This window comes from Dyadobacter sp. CY351 (genome assembly GCF_021502625.1).
GTDB classification, from domain to species: Bacteria; Bacteroidota; Bacteroidia; order Cytophagales; family Spirosomataceae; genus Dyadobacter; species Dyadobacter chenhuakuii.
In genome coordinates, this window is sequence record NZ_JAKFFU010000006.1 from 364,060 (window position 1) to 390,231 (window position 26,172).

The 26,172-nt window shown below is 45.5% G+C and carries 24 protein-coding genes; 16 read left to right on the forward strand and 8 right to left on the reverse strand.

The features are described from left to right. The first annotated feature begins 95 nt into the window (after positions 1 to 95). Both L0660_RS13950 and L0660_RS13955 read left to right on the forward strand, forming a co-directional pair. Complete coding sequence (locus L0660_RS13950; RefSeq protein WP_235160018.1) at positions 96 to 1,088, forward strand: FecR family protein; 993 nt, start codon at positions 96 to 98, stop codon at positions 1,086 to 1,088. Positions 1,089 to 1,109: 21 nt separating this feature from the next. Further along, on the forward strand, positions 1,110 to 4,697 hold the full coding sequence (locus L0660_RS13955) for a TonB-dependent receptor (RefSeq protein WP_235160019.1): 3,588 nt from the start codon (positions 1,110 to 1,112) through the stop codon (positions 4,695 to 4,697). A 130-nt stretch (positions 4,698 to 4,827) separates the two neighbouring features. Here the strand turns inward: L0660_RS13955 and L0660_RS13960 are convergent, their stop codons facing one another. The 4 genes from L0660_RS13960 to L0660_RS13975 form a co-directional block, all read right to left on the reverse strand. Next, complete coding sequence (locus tag L0660_RS13960) at positions 4,828 to 5,739, reverse strand: AraC family transcriptional regulator (protein WP_235160020.1); 912 nt, start codon at positions 5,737 to 5,739, stop codon at positions 4,828 to 4,830. A 12-nt stretch (positions 5,740 to 5,751) separates the two neighbouring features. Further along, positions 5,752 to 6,558, reverse strand: a complete 807-nt coding sequence (locus tag L0660_RS13965) for an SDR family oxidoreductase (RefSeq protein ID WP_235160021.1) — start codon at positions 6,556 to 6,558, stop codon at positions 5,752 to 5,754. A 667-nt stretch (positions 6,559 to 7,225) separates the two neighbouring features. After that, positions 7,226 to 8,137: an AraC family transcriptional regulator gene (locus L0660_RS13970; RefSeq protein ID WP_235160022.1), complete on the reverse strand. Its 912-nt coding sequence runs from the start codon at positions 8,135 to 8,137 to the stop codon at positions 7,226 to 7,228. 12 nt (positions 8,138 to 8,149) lie between these two features. Continuing rightward, positions 8,150 to 8,956, reverse strand: coding sequence for an SDR family oxidoreductase (locus tag L0660_RS13975; RefSeq protein WP_235160023.1), 807 nt, complete (start codon positions 8,954 to 8,956; stop codon positions 8,150 to 8,152). A gap of 164 nt (positions 8,957 to 9,120) precedes the next feature. Here L0660_RS13975 and L0660_RS13980 point away from each other — a divergent pair, with 164 nt between their 5' ends. Then, a complete protein-coding gene (locus L0660_RS13980) occupies positions 9,121 to 9,414 on the forward strand; it encodes a peptide-methionine (S)-S-oxide reductase (RefSeq protein ID WP_235160024.1) in 294 nt (97 codons plus the stop codon). Positions 9,415 to 9,420: 6 nt separating this feature from the next. On the opposite strand, the gene L0660_RS13985 is transcribed toward L0660_RS13980, so the two are convergent. From L0660_RS13985 to L0660_RS13995, 3 genes are all read right to left on the reverse strand, one after another. Beyond that, on the reverse strand, positions 9,421 to 9,609 hold the full coding sequence (locus L0660_RS13985) for a hypothetical protein (RefSeq protein WP_235160025.1): 189 nt from the start codon (positions 9,607 to 9,609) through the stop codon (positions 9,421 to 9,423). An 8-nt stretch (positions 9,610 to 9,617) separates the two neighbouring features. Then, positions 9,618 to 9,875 carry a DUF1905 domain-containing protein gene (locus tag L0660_RS13990; protein WP_235160026.1) on the reverse strand — a complete coding sequence of 86 codons (258 nt, stop codon included), beginning with the start codon at positions 9,873 to 9,875 and terminating at the stop codon, positions 9,618 to 9,620. Between the two features lie 129 nt (positions 9,876 to 10,004). Further along, positions 10,005 to 10,313 (reverse strand): hypothetical protein, encoded by a 309-nt coding sequence (locus L0660_RS13995; RefSeq protein WP_235160027.1) that lies wholly within the window; start codon positions 10,311 to 10,313, stop codon positions 10,005 to 10,007. Between the two features lie 258 nt (positions 10,314 to 10,571). Between L0660_RS13995 and L0660_RS14000 the strand changes: the two genes are divergently transcribed. The 4 genes from L0660_RS14000 to L0660_RS14015 all read left to right on the forward strand — a co-directional run bounded on the left by L0660_RS14000 (position 10,572) and on the right by L0660_RS14015 (position 13,577). Further along, the gene (locus L0660_RS14000) at positions 10,572 to 10,985 is read left to right on the forward strand and encodes a toprim domain-containing protein (RefSeq protein ID WP_235160028.1); all 414 of its coding nucleotides are present in this window, start codon (positions 10,572 to 10,574) and stop codon (positions 10,983 to 10,985) included. A 198-nt stretch (positions 10,986 to 11,183) separates the two neighbouring features. Beyond that, positions 11,184 to 11,576: a plasmid mobilization protein gene (locus L0660_RS14005; protein WP_235160029.1), complete on the forward strand. Its 393-nt coding sequence runs from the start codon at positions 11,184 to 11,186 to the stop codon at positions 11,574 to 11,576. A 93-nt stretch (positions 11,577 to 11,669) separates the two neighbouring features. Further along, positions 11,670 to 12,854, forward strand: coding sequence for a relaxase/mobilization nuclease domain-containing protein (locus L0660_RS14010; protein ID WP_235160030.1), 1,185 nt, complete (start codon positions 11,670 to 11,672; stop codon positions 12,852 to 12,854). A 12-nt stretch (positions 12,855 to 12,866) separates the two neighbouring features. Continuing rightward, positions 12,867 to 13,577: a YWFCY domain-containing protein gene (locus L0660_RS14015; protein ID WP_235160031.1), complete on the forward strand. Its 711-nt coding sequence runs from the start codon at positions 12,867 to 12,869 to the stop codon at positions 13,575 to 13,577. A 275-nt stretch (positions 13,578 to 13,852) separates the two neighbouring features. On the opposite strand, the gene L0660_RS26375 is transcribed toward L0660_RS14015, so the two are convergent. Next, positions 13,853 to 14,086, reverse strand: coding sequence for a DUF4113 domain-containing protein (locus L0660_RS26375; RefSeq protein WP_409013397.1), 234 nt, complete (start codon positions 14,084 to 14,086; stop codon positions 13,853 to 13,855). A gap of 428 nt (positions 14,087 to 14,514) precedes the next feature. Between L0660_RS26375 and L0660_RS14020 the strand changes: the two genes are divergently transcribed. From L0660_RS14020 to L0660_RS14060, 9 genes are all read left to right on the forward strand, one after another. Next, on the forward strand, positions 14,515 to 16,989 hold the full coding sequence (locus tag L0660_RS14020) for a histidine kinase dimerization/phosphoacceptor domain -containing protein (RefSeq protein ID WP_235160032.1): 2,475 nt from the start codon (positions 14,515 to 14,517) through the stop codon (positions 16,987 to 16,989). 23 nt (positions 16,990 to 17,012) lie between these two features. Then, complete coding sequence (locus L0660_RS14025; RefSeq protein WP_235160033.1) at positions 17,013 to 18,989, forward strand: sigma 54-interacting transcriptional regulator; 1,977 nt, start codon at positions 17,013 to 17,015, stop codon at positions 18,987 to 18,989. A gap of 224 nt (positions 18,990 to 19,213) precedes the next feature. Beyond that, entirely contained in the window at positions 19,214 to 20,038 is an 825-nt protein-coding gene (locus L0660_RS14030) for an AraC family transcriptional regulator (RefSeq protein ID WP_235160034.1), read from the forward strand. Then, entirely contained in the window at positions 20,022 to 20,660 is a 639-nt protein-coding gene (locus tag L0660_RS14035) for a DUF2490 domain-containing protein (RefSeq protein ID WP_235160035.1), read from the forward strand. Before L0660_RS14030 ends, L0660_RS14035 begins: the two co-directional genes overlap by 17 nt. An 84-nt stretch (positions 20,661 to 20,744) precedes the next feature. After that, entirely contained in the window at positions 20,745 to 21,395 is a 651-nt protein-coding gene (locus tag L0660_RS14040; RefSeq protein WP_235160036.1) for a hypothetical protein, read from the forward strand. A 45-nt stretch (positions 21,396 to 21,440) separates the two neighbouring features. After that, entirely contained in the window at positions 21,441 to 23,594 is a 2,154-nt protein-coding gene (locus tag L0660_RS14045) for a xanthine dehydrogenase family protein molybdopterin-binding subunit (protein ID WP_235160037.1), read from the forward strand. A gap of 34 nt (positions 23,595 to 23,628) precedes the next feature. Beyond that, complete coding sequence (locus tag L0660_RS14050; protein WP_235160038.1) at positions 23,629 to 24,078, forward strand: (2Fe-2S)-binding protein; 450 nt, start codon at positions 23,629 to 23,631, stop codon at positions 24,076 to 24,078. 17 nt (positions 24,079 to 24,095) lie between these two features. Beyond that, positions 24,096 to 25,463, forward strand: a complete 1,368-nt coding sequence (locus L0660_RS14055; RefSeq protein ID WP_235160039.1) for an NAD-dependent succinate-semialdehyde dehydrogenase — start codon at positions 24,096 to 24,098, stop codon at positions 25,461 to 25,463. 25 nt (positions 25,464 to 25,488) lie between these two features. Next, entirely contained in the window at positions 25,489 to 26,166 is a 678-nt protein-coding gene (locus L0660_RS14060; RefSeq protein ID WP_235160040.1) for a type 1 glutamine amidotransferase domain-containing protein, read from the forward strand. Positions 26,167 to 26,172: the final 6 nt, after the last annotated feature.

Here is a 26,172-nt window from a genome sequence, read left to right on the forward strand (position 1 = left end):
TTAATTATGATTTAAAGCAGGTTCAAAAATAGCCATAAAGAAATCAAAAAAAAATATCTTTCTATATTTATAAATTCAATTGGAACAACACTGATATGCCATCTTACGAGCATTTTGCCAGCCAGGATTTTGTGGCCGACGATGCCTTTATAAATTGGGTTACCAATCCTTCCGAAACCACTGATGCCTTTTGGCAGCAGTGGCTTTTGGAGCATCCGCACAAGCGAAAAGATGTGGAAGCGGCCGCCCGGATCGTGCGGGAACTCAGCGTCCAGACCAATGTTTTCGAAGAGGAAGCGTTGCAGGCGAACTGGGAACGGATCAGATACAAAACGACTGCTAATCAGGAAAAAGGCAAAGTAATTGCGTTTCCACGCCGCTGGCTGGCTATTGCAGCAAGTGTAACGATCTTAATTCTGGCAGGCATCGGCGTGTGGCAAAACAGCAAATCTGTTCAATATGCAACGGGTTACGGCGAGGTGAAAACGGTGACTCTGGCGGATGGTTCCAAAGTGACATTGAACGGGAATTCCAGGATTTCATTTGTGAATGGCTTCTTTAACAGAAAAGTCAGCCTGACGGGCGAAGCATTGTTTAAAGTAAAAAAAGTCCGGACACTGAGTCAGCAAGTGGCATTTAAAGTGCAGGCCGACAGGGTGCTGGTAAATGTGCTCGGGACAACTTTCAATGTGAGCAACCGCCGCGAAAATGTGGAAGTAATGCTTGTGGAAGGCAAGGTGCGGCTGGATCTGGAAGGACAGCGATCCGGGGAGGTTATGCTCGATCCCGGCCAGAAAGCGACGATTTCAAACACTGCGCCTGCACTCGTAAAATCCAGTGCGGATCCTGAAAAACATATCGCCTGGTTGCATAACGAGCTCATTTACAATGGTGAAGATTTGCAAACCGTGTTTCAAAATCTGGAAGATGGTTTTGGAATAAAAACAAGGGTAACCCGTCCTGAAATATTGAAAAAGCGTTTTACGGGTTCTGTTTCAACAGATTCAATCCAAAATTTTTACAATCAGCTTGAAACGATCTACCATTTGCAGGTTGAGCCGGAGGCAGGCGGTTATCTGGTCAAATAATATAAGGATAATTGCAAGCGCATGAAGGCAACGTGGCGAATGGTAATGCAATGGGTTCCGGCTTGGTTAGTGGCGGTTTTGCTGCTGACGCTTCAAACCAATGCTGCTTTTGCCCAACAAATCAGTCTTACCGAAGCGCTGCGCCGCATTGCTGCAACATATCAGGTTACATTTAACTACGACACAGATCTCTTGGCTGGCAAATCAGTCGAAGCATTTGATCCAGATTCGATCAGGAATCTTGATAAGGTGGTAACAAAACTGCTGAAACCTTATCAGATCTACTTTCGGCGGAGTGGTAAAACGTACATTCTTTATTCGGAAAAGGCGAAAAGTCAGGCCATTTCCAGGGAAATGAAAGAGGAGCGCTTTCATTCAAAAGGATCGGAGAATAAAGCGGAATGGCTATTGACAGGAACCGTTTTATCCCAAAACGGCGAGCCGGTTCCAGGCGCTACAATCAAGCTCGAAAATACTTCTTATGGTGCTGCCGCTGCTTTAAATGGCACATTTGAACTGGTGGTTCCGGCCCTTGAAGGCACGCTTTCTATTTCTTCGGTTGGTTTTGAAACGCAGCAAATTGGGTTTTCAAAGGAAATAAACATTGTGATAAGGCTGGCAGAAGACACCAAGCTGCTCAGTGAAATGATCGTGACCGGATATTCAGCGGAGATCAGGCGTGATTTTACGGGCGCTGTTTCCACGGTAAATGCGCACGACCTGACGATTGTGCCTTCGGCAAATGTGGAGCAGCAATTGCAAGGGCGTGTTGCGGGATTAACTGTTATTACGAACGGGCAGCCTGGCACATCCAGCCAGGTCCGCATTCGTGGTTTTGGGTCCTTCGGCGGGAATCAGCCGCTTTACATTGTGGACGGCGTTCCTACGCAAAGCATTTCGTTCATCAATCCGGGTGACATTGAATCCACTTCCATTTTAAAGGATGCAGCCTCGGCGTCCATTTACGGGGCGAGGGCGGCAGCGGGCGTGATTGTAATTGCCACGAAGAAAGGGCAACGCAAAGCGCAGCGGATGCAGCTCAGTTACAACGGATTATTTGGCGTGACAATGCCGGGGAAGCGACTTTCGGTGCTGGGTCCGCAGGAGCAGGCCGACTGGACCTGGCAGGCCCGGAAAAATGATATTTTCCAAACCGGGGGGACCATCGGCCCGAACAGCTTTGCAGGCATTGCCAACGGCCAGTACGGTGCAGGTGAAAAGCCAGTTTTACCGGATTTCTTGTTGGTTGGTAACCGCACCGGCCTTTCCGGGTCGGCTGTGGATTTGAACCTGGAAAGAAGCAAATACAACACCAATCCCGCACTAGGCGAGTATTATCTTGTCGTTCCGGCCAATCACAACGGCACGGACTGGTTCAAAGCCATCAGCAGGAATGCCGCACTGATGCGCCACACGCTTGGGCTTTCGGGCGGAAATGCATTCAGCCGTTATTACATGGGCATGAGCTATCAGAAGCAAGACGGGACAATAATCAACAACAACTTTGATCGCTATACGTTTCGTGTCAATACCGAATATGATCTTACGAAGCGGTTACGATTTGGTGAAAATTTACAGCTTGCATATCTGTCTGCAACAGGCCAGCAGGGGAGTATGGGCGGATTTTTGGGTAACAATATGAACAATAACCCAAGCGTGTCTGCCGATGAAAACGACATACTCGCAGCCTACCGTATGGCACCGATTATTCCGGTTTATGACGCATTCGGAGGCTACGCCGGCACAGCCGCACCGGGATTCAGCAATCCGCGCAACCCGGTAGCGAGCAGACAAGCAGCCGCCAACAACTTCAATCACACGATCTTTGCATTCGGCAACGCTTATTTGGAATACGACATTACTTCCTTCCTGACATTCAAAAGCAGCATAGGCGGGACGTATTTCAACAACTATAACGGCACATTAACGCGGGCGACTTACGAGAATTCTGAAAATATCGCCAACACCAGCTATACTGAGGGGTCCGGATTTGGGTTAGCATGGACTTTTACAAATACATTGCAGTTTAAAAAGACATGGAAACGGCACGAAATAAGCGCGCTGGCCGGTATGGAAGCCCTCAATACTGGTGCTGGCAGGAACATCAACGGCTCAGGCATCAACCCATTTTCAATTGACCCTGAATATGTTACGTTAAGCACAACCATTCCAGGCTCCACAAGGCAAATCGGGAGTGGGAGGTCGATGGGAAATAACTTTTATTCCCTTTTTGGCCAGGCCAGATATATTTTCAACGACCGGTATATTCTTGCGGCGGTTGTGCGGAGGGACGGCTCTTCGCAATTCGGTCCGGAAAACCGTTTTGGTGTATTCCCTGCATTTTCGGCTGCATGGCTGATGTCGTCCGAGCGCTTTATGCAATCGGCGCGCTGGGTTTCTGACCTGAAATTCCGGGTTGGTTACGGCCGGATGGGTAATTCCAATTTTTTGAGTTCGACCAATCAATATAGTCTTTTTGTATCCAATGCGGCCAATGGGTATGATCTGGGCGCAAGTAACGATTCAATCTCTGCCGGATATTATAACAGCCAGATCGGTAATCCGAAAGCCAAGTGGGAAACCAGCATTACCTACAATGCAGGTCTGGATGGCTCTTTTTTTAATAATAAGCTGGAAACTGCGATAGATGTCTGGCGAAAGGAAACCACAGACTTGCTCTATCAGCTCCCTATACCGGGCGTGGTGGGCACCCGGGCAAGCGCACCTTTCGTGAATGTGGCGGGTATGCGCAACCAGGGCATCGATCTGCTGGTGACCAATCGCGGACGTCTGGCTCGGGAACTTCGGTATGAAATCTCCGCATCGGGCAGTTTTCTTGCTAATAAAATAACACGGATAGCGCCGCTGGTGCCGTATTTCACGGGCGGCGGCACCCGATTAGGGACGCCCGTGGTCCGCAATGAGCCCGGACACGCGTTGTCTTCATTTTATGGTTACCGCGTGTCGGGTTTGTTCCAGAATGCAGAAGAAGTGGCGAATGCAGCCACTCAGCCGGGAGCAGCGCCCGGGCGGTTCCGGTTTGCGGACGTGAATGGCGACGGCAGGATCAATGATAATGACCGCACCTATCTGGGCAATCCAATTCCAAAATTTACCGGACGCATTGCCCTCACGCTTCGTTTCAAAGGGTTTGATCTGAATGCCAATTTGTATGCTTCGCTCGGAAGTCAGATTTTCAACAACCAGCGCTGGTTCAGTGACTTTTATCCCTCATTCACCGGCGCGGCGATCAGCACCCGTGTCCGCGATTCCTGGTTGCCTGCGCGAACGGCAACCAATGTGCCGATCTTCGAAAGCGCTGCCAATTTCAGCACCAACACCCAAGCCAATTCTTATTACATCGAAAACGGTTCCTATGCACGGATGCAGTATGTGAGCCTCGGCTACACCATTCCCGGACAACTAACAAAAAAGGCGCATTTGGATAAAGTAAGGCTCGTTTTTCTCACTTCCAACCTTTTTACGATCACCTCATACAGCGGCCTGGATCCAGCAGTAGGGGGGAATTCGGACGCCGTTTTTGGCATCGATGTCGGGAATTATCCTGTTAGCAGGGGATACAGCATCGGATTATCTGTGGACTTCTAGGTGGTCCTAAACTTATCTGAGAAATTGTAAAAGTTTGCAGACTGGCAGAGAGGAAGGGATTCGCTAAATAAGTGGCCCAATTCACACAATCCTCCCTGAGCAGGATCAGACGAAATATCCGGTAAACTTCCTAATTATAGCCCGCCCGGAATTGCAGCGGTGTTTGCCGTGTCTTCGTTTTGAAAAGCTTGCTAAACGATTGCGGATAATCGAAACCTAATTCATAAGCAATTTCACTAACAGATAGATGCGTTGTCGATAGTCGCTCTTTGGCACGTTCGATCAGCTTTTCGTGGATCAAATGTTGGGTAGTGCTCCCGGTGAGCTGTTTCAGGCAATCGCTCAGATACTTGGAAGACAAATGTAATTCCTCCGCCAGAAATTGTGCCGTGGGTAAACCATTGTTGAGCTGGTCGGAATCAAAGTAACTGTTCAAGATTCTCTCAACTTTATTTAAAAGCTCGTTGCTGACCGTCTTACGGGTAATAAATTGTCTGTTGTAATATCGGTCGCAGTAAGTCAGCAAGAGCTCAATGTTGGCAATCCATACTTCCTGACTGAAATTGTCAATTGGCAGCGACAACTCTTTTTGCAGTTGGAGGAAGATGTTTTCCACCGTCTTTTGCTCGTCGTCTGAAAGAATGAGCGCTTCATTGACTGCATAATCGAAATATCCGTAAGACTTAATTTTGCCGCCCAGAGCAGCGTTACGAAGGAAATCCGGATGGATGGACAGCTGCCAGCCAGCTTTGGCAAAAACGAAATCCTTATCAATAAAACTCACCTGCCGGGGCGCAAAACAAGACATTACTCCTTCGTCAAAATCGAAAATACTTTGGCCGTATTGTATTTTGCAAGGACATTCCGTTTTCAGAGTAACCTGGTAAAAGTCCGTAATAAGCCTTGTCCGCTGTTCAATTTTTATCTCAGGGAAATCCTCAAACCTCGTCAGGCTCACCAGCGGATGCCTGGGCTTCGGCAGCTGCAAGAGTTGGTGCAGCTGGCTGATCGACTGAATGTGAAGCGTTGTTGTCGTTTCCATCGTACAAGTTAGCTAAATCAAACCTGATTTTTTCCGATAGGAATTGGCCATAAATCGGGCGATCATCGCATTCGGCAATAAGCTAGTCAGCCGTGCGCCGATCCGGTTTCTGCTTCCGGATACCTGGAAATGCTTTTTTGTCTCCAAAGCTTTCAATAATTCATCTGCCACTTCTTCCGGCGTTTGAGTGACAGCTGTTTGATAATCTGAGCTTAATCCGACTCCTTTTTCATTATTGATGCCCGCAGCTTCATTGAAATTGGTTTTTGTCAGTCCCGGCGCAAACAGCATAACCAGAATATTGTATGGTTTACATTCCTCGGTTATCGCCTCGGTAAAGGAGCGGACAAAAACTTTGCTTGCCGCATAAGTCGCCATGTAAGGTACCGGAGCGAAGGCTGCCATCGAGGCGACATTGATGATCGTGCCGCTTTTTCGCTCACGCATAGGTTGCATGAAAAGATGCGTCATCGCTACCAGGGATGCATTATTAAGTTGTATCAAGTCCAGTTCAGATTGCAAATTCAACGCTGCAAACTCACCGCCCGAGCCGATCCCCGCATTGTTGACAAGCATATCGACTTCCCAGTTTTGTTTTTGGGTTTCTTGAAAAATTTGAAGTGGAGCATCCTGTTTAGTCAGGTCCGCCGCAATGTAAGTTGCCTGCACTCCATATGTTTCCTGTAAATGTTTACTAAGCTTGGAGAGTTTCTCTGCGTTTCGTGCCACAAGAATAAGGTTATGCTTTTTCTTAGCCAGCTTTATTGCCAAAGCTTCACCGATTCCACCCGAAGCGCCTGTTATCAATGTATTTTTCATTTTTTCTATGCATTAAATGATAATACAAAGGACGCTCGCTGCCGCTGAACGACTTGTAATCAAAAGTCGGTTTGTTGTGTTCAATAGTCGGGTAAACAGTCAAGCATCTGGGAAGTCACGTGGATGATGAGAAGTTGCGATCTGCTGAGTATGAAAGGATGTAAATCCCATTACGATAATTCTTCGCCAACTTTGTTAACGGCTTTTCTGATGGTGCCATTGACAGTAATCATTTTATTTCTGCGGTGAACTCTTACTTGCACAGAGAAAGAGATTCGAACCGCGCGGCGTCCGCTCTCGATACAGTTACCCATATACTACCTTTCCAGGGTAGCTCCTTCAACCAGAGAGGGCACAAAAAAAGCCAGTTTTCGTGATGAAAACTGGCAGTTGCAGAGAGGAAGAGATTCGAACTTTTTTGTAACCTGCTCTGAATGAATAATTTATAAAGCTATTTTTTGCCTGCTCTCGAATTGCTCACCTTGATGTTTTGATTGGCAACGGACCTATCAAATTTAAGAAATTCCATCTTTTTAGAAAAACTTTGATTGCATTAATTCCGCTAATTGAAGTCTGACAAACAAACTCGGTAAATGGTCAGCTAAATAAGTGGCCCAATTCACACAATCCTCCGTGAGCATGATCAGACGAAATACCGGTAAACTTCCTAATTATAGCCCGCCCGGAATTGCAGCGGTGTTTGCCGTGTCTTCGTTTTGAAAAGCTTGCTAAACGATTGCGGATAATCGAAACCTAATTCATAGGCAATTTCACTAACAGATAGATGCGTTGTCGATAATCGCTCTTTAGCACGTTCGATCAGCTTTTCGTGGATCAAATGATGGGTAGTGCTCCCGGTGAGCTGTTTCAGGCAATCGCTCAGATACTTGGAAGACAAATGTAATTCCTCGGCCAGAAATTGTGCAGTGGGTAAACCATTGTTGAGCTGATCGGAATCAAAGTAATTGTTCAAGATTCTCTCAACTTTATTCAAAAGCTCGTTGCTGACCGTCTTACGAGTGATAAATTGTCTGTTGTAATATCGGTCGCAGTAAGTCAGCATGAGCTCAATGTTGGCGATCCATACTTCCTGACTGAAATTGTCAATCGGCAGCGACAACTCTTTTTGCAGTTGGAGGAAGATGTTTTCCACCGTCTTTTGCTCGTCATCTGAAAGAATGAGCGCTTCATTGACTGCATAATCGAAATATCCGTAAGACTTAATCTTGCCGCCCAGAGCAGCGTTACGAAGGAAATCCGGATGGATGGATAGCTGCCAGCCAGCTTTTGCAGGAACGAAATCCTTATCGATAAAGCTCACCTGCCTGGGCGCAAAACAGGACATTACTCCCTCGTCAAAATCGAACATACTTTGGCCGTATTGTATTTTGCACGGACATTTCGTCTTCAAAGTCACTTGGTAGAACTCCGTAATAAGCCTTGTCCGCTGTTCAATTTTGATCTCAGGGAAATCCTCAAATCGCGTCAGACTCACCAGCGGATGCCTGGGCTTCGGCAGCTGCAAGAGTTGGTACAGCTGGCTGATCGACTGAATGAGAACCGTTGTTGTCGTTTCCATCGTACAAGTTAGCTAAATCAAACCTGATTTTTTCCTATAGGAATTGGCCATAAATCGGGCGATCATCGCGTTCGGCAATAAGGTAGTCAACCGTGCGCCGATCCTGTTTCTGCTTCCGGATACCTGGAAATGTTTTTTTGTCTCCAAAGCTTTCAATAATTCATCTGCCACTTCTTCCGGCGTTTGCGTGACAGCTGTCTGATAATCTGAGCTTAATCCGACGCCTTTTTCATTATTGATGCCCGCAGCTTCATTGAAATTGGTTTTTGTCAGTCCCGGCGCAAACAGCATAACCTGAATATTGTATGGTTTACATTCCTCGGTTATCGCCTTGGTAAAGGAGCGGACAAAAACTTTGCTTGCCGCATAAGTCGCCATATAAGGTACCGGAGCGAATGCTGCCATCGAGGCGACATTGACGATTGTGCCACGTTTTCGCTCACGCATAGGCTGCATGAAAAGATGCGTCATCGCTACCAGGGACGTATCATTAAGTTGTATCAGATCCAGTTCTGATTGCAAATTCAATGTTGCAAACTCGCCACCCGATCCAATTCCTGCATTGTTGACAAGCATTTCGATCTCCCAATCTTGTTTTTGGGTTTCTTGAAAAATTTGAAATGGAGCATCCTGTTTAGTCAGGTCTGCTGCAATGTAAGTTGCCTGCACTCCATATATTTCCTGTAAATGTTGACTAAGCTTGGAGAGCTTATCTGCGTTGCGCGCCACAAGAATAAGGTTATGCTTTTTCTTAGCCAGCTTTATTGCCAAAGCTTCACCGATTCCTCCCGAAGCGCCTGTTATCAAGGTATATTTCATTTTTTCTCTGCATTAAATGATAATACAAAGGACGCTTGCTGCCGCTCAACCAATTGTAATCAAAAGTCGGTTTGTTGTGTTCAATAGTCGGGTAAATAATCAGGCATCTGGGAAATTTTATTTAAATCCACCTTTACACGCACAGCAGCACTTCCGAACATGCGATGCGATCTAAATACAGATCCGCGGTTTATACTTTCAATGACTATCAGGTAATCCCAGCAAAGCAGGCTATTGAGATATTGCAAAAGGAGTTTGAAGATCCAATCATTACAAAAGTGATTCCGTTCAAGACCTTCAAGTTGAACGATCAGCAATATCTGGATTACTACTATAAAAACCCCGACAAGCCGTTTTGCAAAACGTTCATTGACCCGAAATTGAAGATTCTATTGAAGCAGTTATCAAGTCATGTGGATGAGGAGAAGTTGAAATCTTCGGAGCGGCAAAGGTTGTAGATTCCATTATGATAATCGTTTGACAACGTCCATGATCTTTTGTTCAAGCCTGCTTTCATTCGGTTGCGACAGAATCGGGGTGATAATCTCTTTCTGCTCATCATTTGGCAGGGCTTTGAATCTTTTTAACATTCCAGCATCGTCAAAACAATTAAGTACTTGATCTTTTGAGCTGAGCTTATTATCCGAGTTCATGTACATGGTTACTGCCACTTCATCTCCGCCACCTTTGTTAATGGCTTTTCTGATGGTGCCATTAACTGAATCATTTTATAAGCGTTTGTGACAGGTGCGAGGTTCAAATCTTTGAATTCATAGCCGTCAATCGTACCGGATACTTTCATTTCGCCCCAGCTGCCCTGAATGTCTTTCGTTCCAGGTATTACCAGATGATACGTCCAGGCACCCTTTCCGGGCTGATGCCTGAGAATCAACTTTTCACTCTTTATTAATGTTTTCATCTTTCAGGTTTGCCAGACATATTGAAATTTATGGATCGACGAGTCTTTTCTGGCAATCGGACACCCAATCTCCCAAATGTGCCCAAACGCATCTTTGAGCTTCCCATTTTTCGAGATGTGATTGTCTGATTAAGTAGCCGTTAAGACGCGAAGAATTTCTGACAACTTTGCGAGCCGGTCGTTCAAGTCCACCAGACCAGACTTTTGCAGACAATTAGCTGACAACGCCAGTAACTCATCCTTCGACTCACTTGAAGCTATGTCGATCAAATCGGGATTGCTTCCATCACCAGGAATTTTAAGCGCCCTTCTTCTTGCCTGGGTCAACAACAAAACATTTCGCCTACTGATTTTCAAATCAATTTTGATCTGGTCATTCATTCCGGGGATACTCATGATGGTATCATACACACTGGTCAAATCTTTCACGTTCATCATGTCATTTCTAAGTTAGAATTGGAACTGTACAAAGCTACCAATTGCCCTTGAAACGATCCTAAGGAGAATTTCCCTAGGATAGGTGTCTGATTTCCAAGCTCCTTACTTTCGCTGTCACGAAACAAACCATTGAGCAAATGAGAGTAAGAACGAGGGGAAATGGCGGGCTTTTGACCTTGGCCAAATCAAGGAGCTAGACATTGTGGATTATTTATTGGAGCTGGGGTTCGAGCCAGACAAAATCAGAAATGTCGACCATTGGTATTTATCACCATTTATGCATTGGGCTTGCAGAATGATTCAGGTGGTTACGAGCTACGCAATTCATGTACAAAGCTTGCAAGCAGTCCGAGAGACATAACCACAATTGATGTTGGCGCCTCGACTGTATCTGTGTTCGAAAGGATGTTTGATTTTTTATCGTACAAGACCATCATGATCCAAACAGTCGAGGTGCCGGAGAACCATGTGATACTCAATTCCATTTCGCTTTTTGAAAGGTCACGATCATTTCTCGAACGCCATAGTCAGATTAACCTGTATCTGGATCGGGATACGGCGGGATTAAAGTGCAGCTCAGTAGCAAAGGGGATCAGTGAAAAATACAATGACGCCAGTCCGCTGTATGACGGCTTCAAAGATCTAAATCATTGGTTGATCAGCATCACCTAAGCATCTTAGCCTTTTGAATCTCTCTTTAAAGAAGTTAACAACATCGACATACTGAAAAGCTGGAATGATTGCCTCTTATCCGCAATCGGCCAGATGTCAGTTTGTCTTACAAACTAAGGATCTGGCCCGCTCAAACACTCCGGAGTCGTTGGCGGGATTGAATAAAAAATGATGTCGAAATGTGAAAATGATAGTGTGATGAAAAAAGACAAAAACAATCGAACCAAGTTGCTGAATGTCCGCTTAACGCCTGAGGAGTTTCAGCAGCTTCTCCGGAAAGTGCAAAAAACAACATGCCGGAAGACGAGTGAGTACGCAAGGAAAGTATTGCTTTCGGAGCCAGTTATCGTCAACCACAGGAACCAGTCATTTGACGAAGTGATGGTTGAACTTACACGCCTTCGCAGCGAGCTAAGCAAGGCCGGCAGCAACCTGAATCAAGCTGTCAAAAGACTGCATGCACTCTCGCAAATTGCTGATTTTCGAAGCTGGTTGGAAGCTTATGAGGGTGATAAGAATCGCCTGATCGAAATGGTGAACGAGATCAATACTTACATCAGCAAAGCCTCGAAAATATGGTTGCAATCATAAAGACAGGGACGTCAATCCGCAGCACTTTTTATTACAATGAAAACAAGTTGAAAGAGGGCGTGGCAGAGTGCATTATGGCAGGAAACTATCCGGATGATACCACAAAACCTTTCCGAGCAAGAGCGTCTGAATCTGCTCTTAAAATTGGCTTCTTTGAACACCAATGTGGTTCGAAATAGCGTCCATATCTCCCTAAACTTTGACCCTTCCGAACAACATTCTAAGGCGCTTTTGAAAGAAATTTCGAAGGCTTATATGGAGAAGATTAGCTTTGGTGACCAGCCATTCCTGGTGTATCAACATCACGATGCCGGGCATCCGCACATCCATATTGTGAGCGTAAAAGTGGCGCATGACGGTAGCCGGATTGAAACACAGAATATTGGACCAAACCAATCAGAAAGAGCAAGGAAGGAAATCGAACAAGAGTTTCATCTGGTGAAGGCATCAGACAAAAAACAACAGCAATCCGAACATTTGAAGCCTGCGATGGTCAGCGCGAACTACGGCAAAGTCGAGACCAAAAAGGCAATCTCAAACGTCCTTGCAGGGGTCATCGACAAGTATAAATTTACTTCAATTCCCGAGTTAAATGCGGTCTTGAACCGCTACAATGTGGCGACAGATCGCGGAAATGAAGAGTCCAGAACTTTTAAGAAGGGCGGGCTTCACTACCGGCTGCTGAATGCGAAGGGTGAACGGGTCGGTGTGCCTATTAAGGCTAGCGACTTTCACCAAAAGCCAACATTAAATTACCTGCAAAATCGGTTTGAAGCCAATGAGCAACTGCGGCAAAATGACAAGCTAAGGGTCAAAAATGCTATTGATTTCACATTGTACGGAAAGACGAATGTGACACTTGATCGGCTCATTCATATTCTCGAACGAGATGGAATCGACACCGTTGTGAGAAAGAATGATACTGGACTCATCTATGGAATAACCTATGTCGATCACCGCTCGAAAGCAGTTTTTAATGGAAGTTCTCTCGGTAAAAATTATAGTGCAAAAGCGATTCAGGAACGCTGTGTTACTATCAATACCGCCATGGCTAACAGGCTATCAAATACACAGAAACACGACCAACCAATAACAGGTTATGGACAGTCAGCCACATCAAAAAACTATTTGCTGGCAACTCGTCAGCAGGGTAATAACGCTAGACTTGCCAATGGCGAGGATTCATTATTTGATCCTGTCAAACAAGATGGTTTTACACCAGCAGACCTTCGTGGAAGCAAGCGTAAAAAGAAAAAAGGGTTCTCTCAATCATTATAAATCTGTTTTATTATGGCATCGAATACCGGCGAAAACAACATAAGCCTTCGCAAAATAACCGATATGACCCGCTTGATCAGCATCATGGTCCTAGCATTGCATTTTTACTACCTCTGTTGCCAGGCATTTCAAAATTGGCACCTGACATCTTTAATATCAGACCTGATTTTGCATAAAATTTTTGCAGCAGGGTTGTTCTCTTCTTTCAGTAAAACGAAGATTGTGGCACTCGCTTTCTTAGTCATTCCGCTGGTCGGGGTGAAAGGTAAAAAGGGCGAAAATATCCGGGTAAAACCTTCTTTAATTAGTGTTTTGACAGGGATCGCCATCTATTTTTTAAGTGCCATCATTCTGAAAACACCAGTCGAAGAGCAATTTAGATCAGCTCTGTATATGGTATTTACCTCAGTTGGTTTCCTACTTATATTATCCGGTGGAAGCCAGTTTTTCAGATTGATAACTGCTCGTTTGAGCAACGATATCTTTAATAAAGATAACGAAAGTTTTCCTCAATTTGAACAGCTTCTAGAAAACGAATACTCGATCAATCTTCCCGCAGAATACCGTCACAAGGGCAAAACGCGGCAGAGTTGGATCAATATCATTAATCCTTTTCGTGGGGTGCTGGTGAGCGGATCTCCGGGATCTGGGAAGACATTTTTTATCTTTCGACATGTGATCACTCAGCACATTGAGGAAGGTTTTTTCGATGTTCGTTTATGATTTCAAATACAGCGATTTGACCCTGCTAGCATACAATGCCTGGTTGAAAAACCAATCCAGTTTTCCCGTTGAGCCGGCTTTCTATACGATCTGTTTCGATGACCTATCGCGTAGCCATAGATGCAACCCATTGAATCCTGAAAGTATGCTTGACATAACCGATGCAGTGGAGTCAGCCCGCACTATTTTGATGGGATTGAACAGAGAATGGATTAAACGGCAAGTCGATTTCTTCGTTGAATCGTCTATCAACTTTATGACAGCGGTTATCTGATCTATTGCATACGGTGCTGTATGTATCGCGGCGATAATGTATCCTGCTTCATTTTTCGACGCGTAGTCAAGTCTTGATTTGCTAGCAGCACCTTGTTTTGCCCCATAGATTTCTCAAGCTTATCGACGAACGCCATTAAGTGCCAGTGATGAGGATGAGTGTCTACAGACCTCTTAGTCGTTACTGAATTTTCGGCTGGTACACAAATACCGTGGTTTAAGCGAACTTTATTCATCCCTTCAGTTTCTGGACTATTAGCATTCAGAGCGTTAAAATTGTTCAGTTAACCGCTTCAATCTCACGTTAAATTGTACTTTCATCTGGTCCCAACATCTATTTCGAGACTACACTTTTAATGCGTTTTAAGAGCCATACGTACTTCTCGCGCCTGTTTAAGAAAGTAACAGTGAGCCGCCCCGGGCTTTTCACGGAGGAGTGCAAACTTACTTGAAAGCTTGTCTGCTTTAATTGCGGCTAGTACCTGGTTATAATAGCACAGTTCCGCACTTTTCCGTTTTCGCATATACTGCTACAAGAAACTGTCCCGATTTTGACAACATCAGTCGTCATTTATACATGGTCGTCATAACAGAAAATTAGTACCATTGCATTTTTGTGTTTGGTCGGTCAACGGATATTGGGCAGATCAATAAGTTGATTAACATGCATTTTGGTAAGGCCAGAATAATTTTCCCGATCATTATCTCTGCCATTTTATTAATGGCCCCGCTACGCGACGTTTCCAAAAAAGGAAAAGATAATCATCCGGAATTACTGTTGCAGCTCCGTAATAGCAAGGCTGATACCCATCGCGTGCATATTTATGACAAGCTAAGCCGGCATTATCTTAATAGTGCCGGTAAGTTGAAAAGCCACGCTGACAGCGCGCTATATTTCGCAAATAAAATGTTCTATTTGAGCCAAGCTTTGAAATACCAAAGGGGACAGGACGACGCGATCTTATTGAAAGGAGATCTATTTATTAAAAATAATGAGCTGAAATCTGCCATCAGCTTATTAAGCACATTGCGGGATTCCACCCGCATTCGATTTGCCATCACTCTGGCTAATTATTACCTGGCTAAACAAAATAAAACGAAGGCCGACACAGACAGTTCACTGGCGTTTTTGCAAGATGCAGACAAAAATGCAAAGACACTTTCTGCTGAAAAATGGCAAAATGAAGCTCTCCATGCCCGCGCAATCTTTGAGTTTAAGATCGGAAATATAAATGCTGGAAAGAGACGATTTAAAGAGCTGATCGACCGGATTGACAGACCCGGCAGTGAAGAAATCCAGGCCAGTTTATGGCAGGAACTCGCTAAGTTGATTTCGTCGCGCGATAATAGTGGGATTACCAAGTTATATTGTTATCAACAGATGGCTGCGCTTTACAAGCAGTCGGGCAGCGAAGCAAAAGAGATTGAAGCATTAAAAAGCATTGCAGACATTAATCTGGTGCATGGTAGACTGGCACTTGCCGAATCGCAGCTGCTCCTGGTCCTTAGGCGCTACAAAGCGATAGGCTATCAAAATATTCACTTTGTATATGATTTACTGGCAGTCACTTATCGTTATAAAGGGGAGTATAGCAAGGCTATCTTTTACGGGATAAAAACCATTGAGGGAATGGAGGCTACACATGATACTACCAGGGCAGCTACCTTTTACAGTCGACTTGCCAATATGTATAGAGAGCTGGGAGAACATGAAAAAAGTTTGGAATGGTATCGAAAGGTGGTACGAAAGAAATTACTTGCGGATGATAGCAATCCTTACACAATAAGGGACGCAGGTTTTTTGGCCAGGGAATTAATAAAATTAAAAAGGGAAAAGGAGGCTCTGGCTTTTATGCTTGCTTATCAGACAAATAATAGGCCTTTGGGGATATATGCGGAAGCAAGCATGACGGCCTCCATGGCTTACTGCTATCGCGCGTTGCATCAAAATCGTCAGGCGGATCGATATTATACCAAATTAATAACGATCAGTAGTCAGTTGCAGAATAACAATGAAATCTATACTGATGTTTATAATGAAATCGGCCAATATTTTATAAGTAAAAATGAATATAGGAAGGCCGCACTTTATTTAAAGAAAGCATTAAATGCATCGGAGGGAATTAACTCATTGTCAGAAACAAAGGAGCTTTACATGGTACTTTATAAGGCAGATTCTGCGGCTGGGAATTACATTTCAGCTATGCAATATTTGCTGAGGCATAAGGCATTGAATGATTCCATTTTCAGTATCGCAAAAAGCAGACAAATAGAAGAATTACAAGTTCAATATGAAACAGCACAAAGAAAAAAGGATATTGAAATACTCCATAATAAAAATGAACAGGCAAATGACTTGAAAAACATTATGCTGGCAGCCGCAGCATTATTGCTCGTGATTATCGGACTGCTTTATAATCGATATCTGATCAAACAAAGAAGTAATCGCGTACTGGAAGCAAATCAAAAGGAGCTGGACCGCAAAAACCATTTCTTGCAAACACTTAATGCCGAGCAAAATAAATTGCTGGAAGAAAAAGAATGGCTGATTACGGAAGTGCATCACAGAGTAAAAAATAACCTTCAAATTGTTACAAGCTTGCTCAATACACAAACCGCGTATCTAAAAGACGATGCTGCAATTCTTGCTGTAAAAGACAGCCTTCGACGGATGCAGGCCATGTCACTGATCCATCAGAAACTTTACATGGATCAGAACACGTCCACTATTTCCATGAAGGAATATGTCAATGAATTGGTCTGTAACTTGCAAGACAGTTTTTCAACAGGGAACCGGATCACTTTCGAGCAAAATATTGAAGCATTGTACCTGGATGTGGCATCAGTCATCCCACTGGGGCTCATCATCAATGAAGGGATCGTTAACGCGATCAAATATGCTTTCCTAAATGTAGAAATGGGTGGCGTCCGCATTGATCTGCATCGCGACGGAGCGGAACATATACTGCTCAGGATATCGGATAATGGTGTCGGCTTGCCGGCAGGTTTGGACATTATGCAGGATAATTCCCTGGGGCTGGATCTGATGCAAGGGCTAACAAAGCAATTGAATGGTGTGTTCAAAATAGAAAGTGATCATGGCGTACATATCACTGTCAGATTTAATTTGGTAAATTAGCTCTTTAAATTATAGCTGTTTATATGAGTGGTAACGTGCTTATCGTAGAGGATGAATTTATTGTAGCCAATGACCTGCGCGTAGTTTTGAAGCAGGCCGGTTACAAGGTGAATGGCATCTCGGCTTCGGTGGAAGAAGCGGACGAAAGTATTAAGAAACAAAAGCCGGATCTTGTTATTCTTGATATACAGTTGAAAGGTAAGTTGTCCGGAATTGATTTTGCCAGAACATTACGTGCTGAAAATATTGCCTTCATTTATCTGTCGGCCAATTCGAGCCAGAAAATACTGGAAGAAGCCAAGTCTACGGAGCCGGATGGGTTTTTAGTCAAGCCGTTTAGGGAAAAAGATTTACTCGTTTCATTGGACATTGCGTGGTATCGCCACACACACAGTCTGGATTCAAAGTTGCGCCAGGAAACCCTTTTACAAAAACAGATGAGCGATATCAGCCAGGAAGTGCTGGATGCTGATCAAAAGTTGTTGAAAATGGCAGGGGTCGTTCAGCCATTTGTTCCCTTTGATCTAATTGCTTCTGGTACGAGGCCATTTAAAACCGGGCAGTTTAATGATCTGGCTTATTTACGTATCGGTTTCAACGAGTATCAGTTCTTAGGCAAAAAAGAGTTTGCGACCATTTTAGGTTTGAAGGATCCTGCGCTCGCGATGGTGGCGGATAATAGCCCAATAGACACGGATGCGAATATTTACGATGACTTATCTGCTGTCGAAATGTCTGCGCCGGTAACACTTCAGAAGGTCCTTGCCGATACATTCAAATTGAAATCGTATCTAGTTTTGCCTGTGGCTTTGCATAATGGATTGGTTGTTCATTATTTCTTTTACAGCCGACAGCCTAATGCTTATTCCACAAGCCACATTAATTTGTTGCAAAGTCTGAAAACCCATTTGAGCGACGTTGCGCAAACTGCATTTGATACTGCCGAATCACCGGCCTTATCATCCAATATGGCACAACCAAAGAACAGTGCAGCAATATTTCAATCCGGTTTCAAAGGCATTATTGGTAATCATCCCCTTTTACTGAGCGCCCTGGATCTAACCATGCAAGTTGCTCCCTACACGACTTCCGTGCTAATCCTTGGCGAGAGTGGCACTGGTAAAGAGAATATTGCGCGGTCTATCCATGCCAATTCGCCGAGGAAAAATGGCCCATTTGTCAAAGTCAATTGCGCTGCTATTCCTTCTGCATTGATAGAATCGGAGTTGTTCGGCCACGAAAAGGGCGCATTTACCGGCGCTAGCGAAAAGCGTAAGGGCAAGTTTGAACAAGCCAATGACGGGACTATTTTTCTGGATGAAATCGGAGAGCTTCCATTGGATATGCAGGTGAAGCTTTTGCGTGTTTTGCAGGAAAAGGAAGTCGAATACATTGGCAGCAGCATTTCCAAAAAAGTAAATGTCAGGATCATTGCTGCCACCAACAGAAACCTTGAAAAGGAAGTCGCAAAAGGAACATTCAGACTTGACCTGTATTATCGGTTGAATGTATTTCCCATTACATTACCGGCATTGAGGGAGCGAAAAAGTGACATACCTGCGTTGACCGAATTCTTCGCAAATAAATTTTGCCACGAATTTGGCAGGCTTTTTCCGGGTGTTGCCGAATCCATGATGGAAGGATTGAATGCCTATGATTGGCCAGGCAACATTCGCGAGCTCGAAAATGTAATAGAACAATCTGTGATTTTGAATGACGGGAAATCGAAGCTGGAATTGAAGCGAAGCCTGACCAACAAGGGCATTGAAAGCACCGACAAATTGAACATTGCAACGCTTGAAGATGTCAAGAACATTCAGAGAGAGACGGAGCGAGAATATATCATATCCATTTTACGAAAATCAAAAGGGCTGATCCGCGGTGCAAATGGAGCTGCTGAATTGTTGAATTTAAAGCCAACCACACTGGAATCCAGAATGGCAAAACTCGGCATTCAGCGCGAAGATTTTACGAATTTAACAGAATCAAACAAGTTTTAAATTCGTCACACAACTCCGAAAATATCGGAGTCCGAAAAAAGCCTCCCCCGAAAATTTCGGAGCCATATGGGTTTTTCATAAATCTATATACAACATTAGTTAATTTTAAGTGTATGTAAATCAAAATGTTATGTTTGTTTTGGTGTTGATTTTGGTATAAACGCAGAAATGGCACATAATTGGTTGCAATCGAATTTGAAAGTGAAAAAGCAAATTCGATTGATATGCAAACTGACCTGACTGAGCCTTTGGAAATATTGATGTTGACTGCTGACTATTTTAAAAATAGGGCAGACGTGAAGGAGGAGTTTGTCGAGATCATTTGGATAAAAGGAGGCAATTGTAAATTGTTGTCCTGTTCGGAAGTTTATACCATTTCAGCAAAAAATTCACTTCTTCTGAAACCAGGCCGATCAATCAATTTGGAACAAGCATTCAAATTGGATGGATTGGTAATTCGCTTCCAAGCAGAAATGTTACCAGTCGATTTTAAATTTACAAGTGCGTATAGCTCCAATCTTGTGTCGAGGATATACGAAATTGGTGAACTTAGTGCAGAAGGAATCGGGAGCGTCATCGAATGTATGCAATGGGAATTGAAGCATTCCACCGGTTCAAAAATTGAAGTTTTGTCCGCTTACCTGCGTATTGTTTTGATTTATTTATCCAAACAGAAATCAATTGTCCTGGGGCCTGATATCAAATCAGATGCTGTTTTGGCAATCCGGTTTTTTAGCCTGCTGGAAAGCAAATATTTGGAATTCAAGAAAGTCAGTGACTATGCGGATGCACTGGCGGTAACTCCCAATTATCTGAATAAAGTCATCAAACGCGAAACAGGGCTTTCGGCCGGGGCAAACATCCGCGAGCGACTGATCAGACAAGCGAAGCAAATGGCGGCGGCACAAAATGCTAATCTGAAAAACATCGCATATAAGCTCGGTTTCAACGATGCAGCACATTTTAGCAAATATTTCAAGGCAAGTTGCGGATGCAACTTTACAACATATGTAAAGACGAAACCGCTCCGAAATGAAGCTTACATTTAATCTTGGGGTAGGCGTCGCCTTGCATTTTGTTTGTCTATTCAGCTTTAAGGCAAATGCTCAAACTCCGGCAACCAGGGGGATTTGGCTGATGCCGACATTACAATTCAATGTGTCCGATTCGGCGGCAATCAATTTGCAGCCGGGCTGGAACCCACAGCAGGGAATGTTCTTTATCTATGCCAACTCGGTTTTGAAGGTCAATCGGCTGCTCGACATTAATCTGGGCTATTTGTTTTTGGACTTACCAGAAAGGAATAACGACGAGTCGACATTCATGAATGGGGCAACGCTGAAATTAGGTTCGAGGAAATTCATGCTGGAAAACAGAAACCTAATATGGAACCGGTTCAGAACTTTGAAGGACAGCAAGCATTACGATCGGAACCGGGCGCGGCTGTTTTATCATATCAAGTTTGATCACTACAAAATAAGCCCTTATGTGGTTGATGAGTTCTGGATTTATTTAAATGAAATTCACCTGGCCAGGAACAGGGTAGGTGCAGGAGTTAGCTTGGCGGTGGTCGATAAGCTCAACCTGGACTTCTCTTACGTGAGGCAGTCGGATCGATCCGGCGACAAGCTGCATTTGTTTTTTCTGGTTCTGATCAAGTCACTAAACTAGCAAGATCAAGGCCTTGAAATTGAAGCGTATAGGGCAATGCGTTAATGAAATTTAACGAGGAATTATTTCAAACAATCAAGAAATATGAAAGAGATCAAATTTGGCCGTTCACCTTTTTTGTTTGCTACAATCGTGGTAATTCTGACGTGTTTCGTTCATGCAAAAGAATTGATTCATGAAGATCAAATCGATGATCTCGACGCTGCTCGCGTAAAGCCCATGGAGCAGATTTTGGAAGCCAACCTGCGTGCAACAGAGTCCAAGAGAGCATTCCTTGACGCGTACACGGTTTTTATGCATCCCAGATGTATGAATTGCCACCCGAAGGGAGATACGCCGTTTCAGGGAGATGACAGCCATTTGCATTCCCAGGGCGTCACCCGCGGCGTGGACGGCAAGGGGGTTTATGCTAATAAATGCTCCAACTGTCACCAGCCGCAGACTACGGAGCTGGAAGGGGCGCATTTGCCTCCTTCGCATCCAAACTGGCATTTGCCCCCGGCAAACCGCAAAATGGTCTTTGAAGGGAAATCGCCGAGGGAGCTGGCGGCCAGTTTCAAAGATTCAAGCTTTACGGGCTTTGCAACCATGGAACGGTTTATCGAACACGTTGAAAAAGACCCGCTTGTGCAGCACAGCTTTACATACGGCAACCGCCCGCCGCTTTCCCATGATGTGTTTGTTGCAAGAGTAAAAGAGTGGATAAACAAAGGTGCCGTGCTGCCGGACAAGTAACATGGAATGTATTTCAATTCATCACCAGATTAACAAATGTTGCAAATGATGGAAAAGATACCTGAATACAACCGTCGGGAGTTTCTGACAACCAGCGCAATCCTGGCAGGCGGGCTGCTCATTCCATTTCATTCTTTTGCAGGCAAAAGAGAACGGAATAACGCGAGCCTGGACACCTTAAAACCAAATGCTTACCTGCGGATCGGAACGGATGGTCAGGTGACCGTGCTATTGTCACGCTGCGAGGTTGGACAGGGAATATGGACCTCGCTGCCCATGCTGATCGCAGAAGAGCTGGATGCCGACTGGACAAAAGTCCGGGCTGAACATGCCCCCGCCGCAGTGGAATATTATCACACCGTTTATGCCACACAGCGTACAGGCGGGTCAACGAGCATTTCCTCAGAATTTGAACGATACCGAAAAGCGGGAGCCACCGCACGACATTTATTGGTGCAGGCCGCTGCATCCCGCGCAAAGGTTGACTTTGCCGAATGTATCACAGAAAACGGGCAGGTGATTGCCGGGGGCATGAAAATAGATTATGGTGATCTGGTGAACGATGCCGCAAAGTTGAAACCACCAGCGGAGGTGCCTCTTAAAACCCCAGCGCATTGGAAAATAATTGGCAAAAGCAAAAAACGGCTCGATACACCCGATAAATCAAATGGTAAGGCGATTTTCGGCATTGATGTCCGCGAACCTGATGCGCTGACCGCTGTGATAGCACGGGTTCCGTTGGAAGGATCAGTTATTAAAAGTTACGATAAGGAAAAAGCGCTTAGCATTCCAGGCGTAAAGCAGGTTGTGGAAATTCCGCAGGGAGTGGCGGTGCTGGGAGATAATTTCTGGGTGGCAAGAAGGGGAAGAGATGCACTGAATGTGCAATGGGACCTGAAAGAAAACGCGAAGATTGACAGTAGGAGCCTTTTAGCAGATTACAAAAAAAGAGCAGATCAGGGAGGCATAGTCGCAACGGAAAAAGGTGATGTAGATGCGGCGCTCAAAACTTCCGCAAAAATACTATCCGTGGAATACTTCCAGCCCTACATTGCTCACGCACCGATGGAACCCTTGAATGCAACGGTTCGCTTAACCAAAGACAAATGCGAGGTGTGGACCGGCACCCAGACACAAACGGACGATCAGAATGCAGCCGCTGAAATTACGGGCTTGCCGATCAGTAAAGTTTTTATACATACTATGTTTTTGGGCGGTTCATTCGGTCGGAGAAATATTACAAGGTCCGATTTTGTGCGCGAGGCGGTTGAAATTGCAAAGGCGACAGGGAAAGTTGTCAAGACGGTCTGGACGCGGGAAGATGACATTGCGGGCGGACGTTACAGGCCGGCATTTTTGCATCGGTTCAAAGTCGGGCTGGGTAAGGATGGCTTGCCAGTCGCCTGGAAACAGATCAGTGTCGGACAGTCGGTGATGACGGGCGGGCCGTTTGAGAAAGTGGCGGTGATTAATGGTGTAGATCAATATTCCATTGAAGGCATGCAACAAGCCGCACACGTGAATGCACTGGTAAATAAGAAAATCGAACTGAACACGCCAGTTTTGCCCGTTACCGTAGACAACTGGCGGGCGGTTGGGCTCAGCCACACCATTTTTGCCATGGAAAGCCTTTCGGATGAAATGGCCTACGCGGCCGGGAAAGATCCATTGGATTACCGCATCGCGCTCTATAAAGAAGAGCCCCGGTTGGTTCATGTACTCAAAGTGCTTAAAGAGAAAAGTGACTGGGGTAAAAAGCTGCCCAAAGGACAAGGAATGGGCGTTGCCGCTTTCAAAGGAATGGGAAGTTTTGCCGCATTAATATTTAAAGTGACGGTTAATCCGAAAGGTTTGGTCAAAGTCAGCAAAGCAACCTGCGTCGTTGATTGTGGCATTGCTGTCAATCCGGATGGCGTTTTAGCCCAGGTGGAAAGCAGTGTCGGTCACGGACTTTCCGCAGCCTTGTACAGCGAAGTGACTTATAAAGCCGGACTGGTGGACCAACGCAATTTTCATGATTATAAATCGCTCCGGATGAATGAGATGCCGCTGGTGGAAACACATATTATCCCAAGCGAGGAAAAGCCGGGCGGGATAGGAGAGGCGGCGGCAGGACAAGTGATGCCCGCCTTGACCAATGCAATTTTTGCCGCTACGGGAAACCGGATCAGAACACTGCCTGTGTACCGAAAAAGCTAGGCTTTAACAACATTCCTTTAAACAGAAGACGACTATGATCACGCTAAAAGTGAACGGGGACGATCATACATTGGACGTGCCGGGCGAAATGCCAATCCTATGGGTAATCCGCGACGTGCTGGGTCTGACGGGAACAAAATTCGGCTGCGGCGCGGCGCAATGCGGGGCTTGTACATTGCATTTGAATGGGGACGGAATACGGTCCTGCATAACACCGGTGTCCCGTGCAGCCGGGAAAGAAATCGTTACCATTGAAGGCCTAAATAATCAGGTAGGAGACGCACTCCGTTCGGCTTGGGCGGAAGTGGACGTTCCGCAATGTGGTTATTGCCAGTCGGGCCAGATCATGGCAGCGGCCATTCTGCTGACAGAAAATCCGGCACCCAATGATCAGGACATTGACCGGGCTATGTCAGGAAACATTTGCCGGTGCGGCACTTATCAGCGAATCCGGGCCGCAATTCATCTCGCAGCAAAAAGCTAACTTCTAAACATTGATCTATGAGCATTAAATCAATCAATCCAACCAATGGCAGCCAGATAAAAACTTATACTGAGCTGGGTTTTGAGGAAACCGTGCAAAAGATCGAGCGTGCAAACACCGCCTGGGAAAGTTGGAAAAAATCCACCCGCGACACCCGCAATGCACTGCTTATTTCCATGGCTGATGTGTTAAGAAAGCGCAGTCAGGAATTGGCTGTGCTCATGGCCACTGAAATGGGGAAACCTGTCACGCAAGGACTTGATGAGGTTGAAAAATGCGCCCGTTGCTGCGAGTATTATGCGGAAAACGCCGAGAAGCATCTTTCAGACAGGATTATTGAAACGGAAGCTTCTAAAAGTTACGTCACCTTTCAGCCGATGGGCGTAGTGTTGGCAGTCATGCCGTGGAATTTTCCCTTCTGGCAGGTTTTCCGATTTTTAGTGCCCGCGTTGGCTGCTGGAAACTGCGGCGTGCTAAAACACGCATCCAATGTGCCGGGTTGCGCATTAGCTATTGAGGAAATAGTAAGGCAAGCCGGTTTCCCGGATGATGTTTTTTTGACGTTACTGGTTGGGAGCGACAAAGTTTCGAAAATCATCGAACATCCTTTGATCAAGGCAGTCACCCTCACGGGCAGCACCAAGGCCGGTATCCAGGTTGCCACAAAAGCCGGGTCGGTTTTGAAAAAGACGGTTCTCGAACTGGGCGGAAGCGACGCCTATGTTGTGCTGGCAGATGCTGATCTTGAACTGGCGGCCGAATCCTGCGTGAACAGTCGCCTGATCAATGGCGGGCAGAGTTGCATTGCAGGGAAGCGGTTCATTATTGAGAAAACGGTGATCGAAGAGTTCATCAAGCTTTTTTTTCAAAAAATGAAGGCGAAACGGATGGGAGATCCGCTGGATGCCGCAACAGAAGTGGGACCTCAGGCACGCGCAGACCTCCGCGACGAGCTTCACGGCCAGGTTGAGAAATCGATTGAAAAGGGAGCAGTTTGCATTTTGGGCGGGGAAGTGCCACCTGGAAATAATGCATTTTATCCGCCCACGATGCTTATCAATGTAAAGTCCGGAATGCCGGCTTACGATGAAGAATTATTTGGACCCGTGGCTTCCATCATTGAGGCGGAGGACGAGGCCGACGCCATCCGGATTGCTAATGACAGCATTTTTGGATTGGGGTCAGCTGTTTTCACGCAAGACATAGCCAAGGGTGAGCGCATTGCTGCGACAGAACTTCAGGCCGGTTCGAGTTACGTGAACCACCGTGTGGCTTCCGATCCGCGCCTTCCGTTCGGCGGGATCAAAACGTCAGGGTACGGCCGCGAACTGAGCGATTTTGGCATCCATGAGTTTGTCAATGTGAAGACAGTTTATATCAAATAATGCAACCACTTAAAATCCATTTATTATGAGCAGGAAAATTCTATTCATGGTGACCAGTGCGGCTGTGATCGGCCCGAAAAATCGCCCAACCGGCAGCTTGCTTACCGAGCTGGCGCATCCCTACGAAGCCTTTAAAAAGCAAGGGTATGACATCGATATTTACAGTGTGAAAGGAGGCGAAGCACCAATTGATATGGTCGAATTGGATGATCCCATCAACAGCGCCTTTTTGAGCGACGAAGGATTGACTAAGATGAAAAATACGGACAGTATCGAAAACCTCTCCATAGCAGGATACGATGCGGTGTTCGTTCCAGGCGGCCTGGGGCCGGTTGCCGACATGACGGACAATCCACCTGTGCAGCAGATATTGGCGGATTTTTATGAAAGCGGCAAAATCGTGAGTGCAGTTTGCCACGGTCCGGTTTCGTTGGGCAATGTGATATTGAAAGATGGTTCTTACCTCGTCAACGGAAAAAATGTGACCGGGTTCAGTAAAGAGGAAGAAGAAAATTACGCGAAGGAAGATGTGCCTTTTGAGCTGGAAGATCTGCTGAAAGCAAACGGTGCTAATTATAGCTCCGTGGACCCCTGGCAGCCTTACAGCATCGCCGACGGAAGGCTTGTAACAGGTCAAAATCCGGCTTCGGCCCAGGGCGTTGCCGAGAAGGTAATTGCCATTTTAGAGTCAGCAGGTTCATAAATCAGC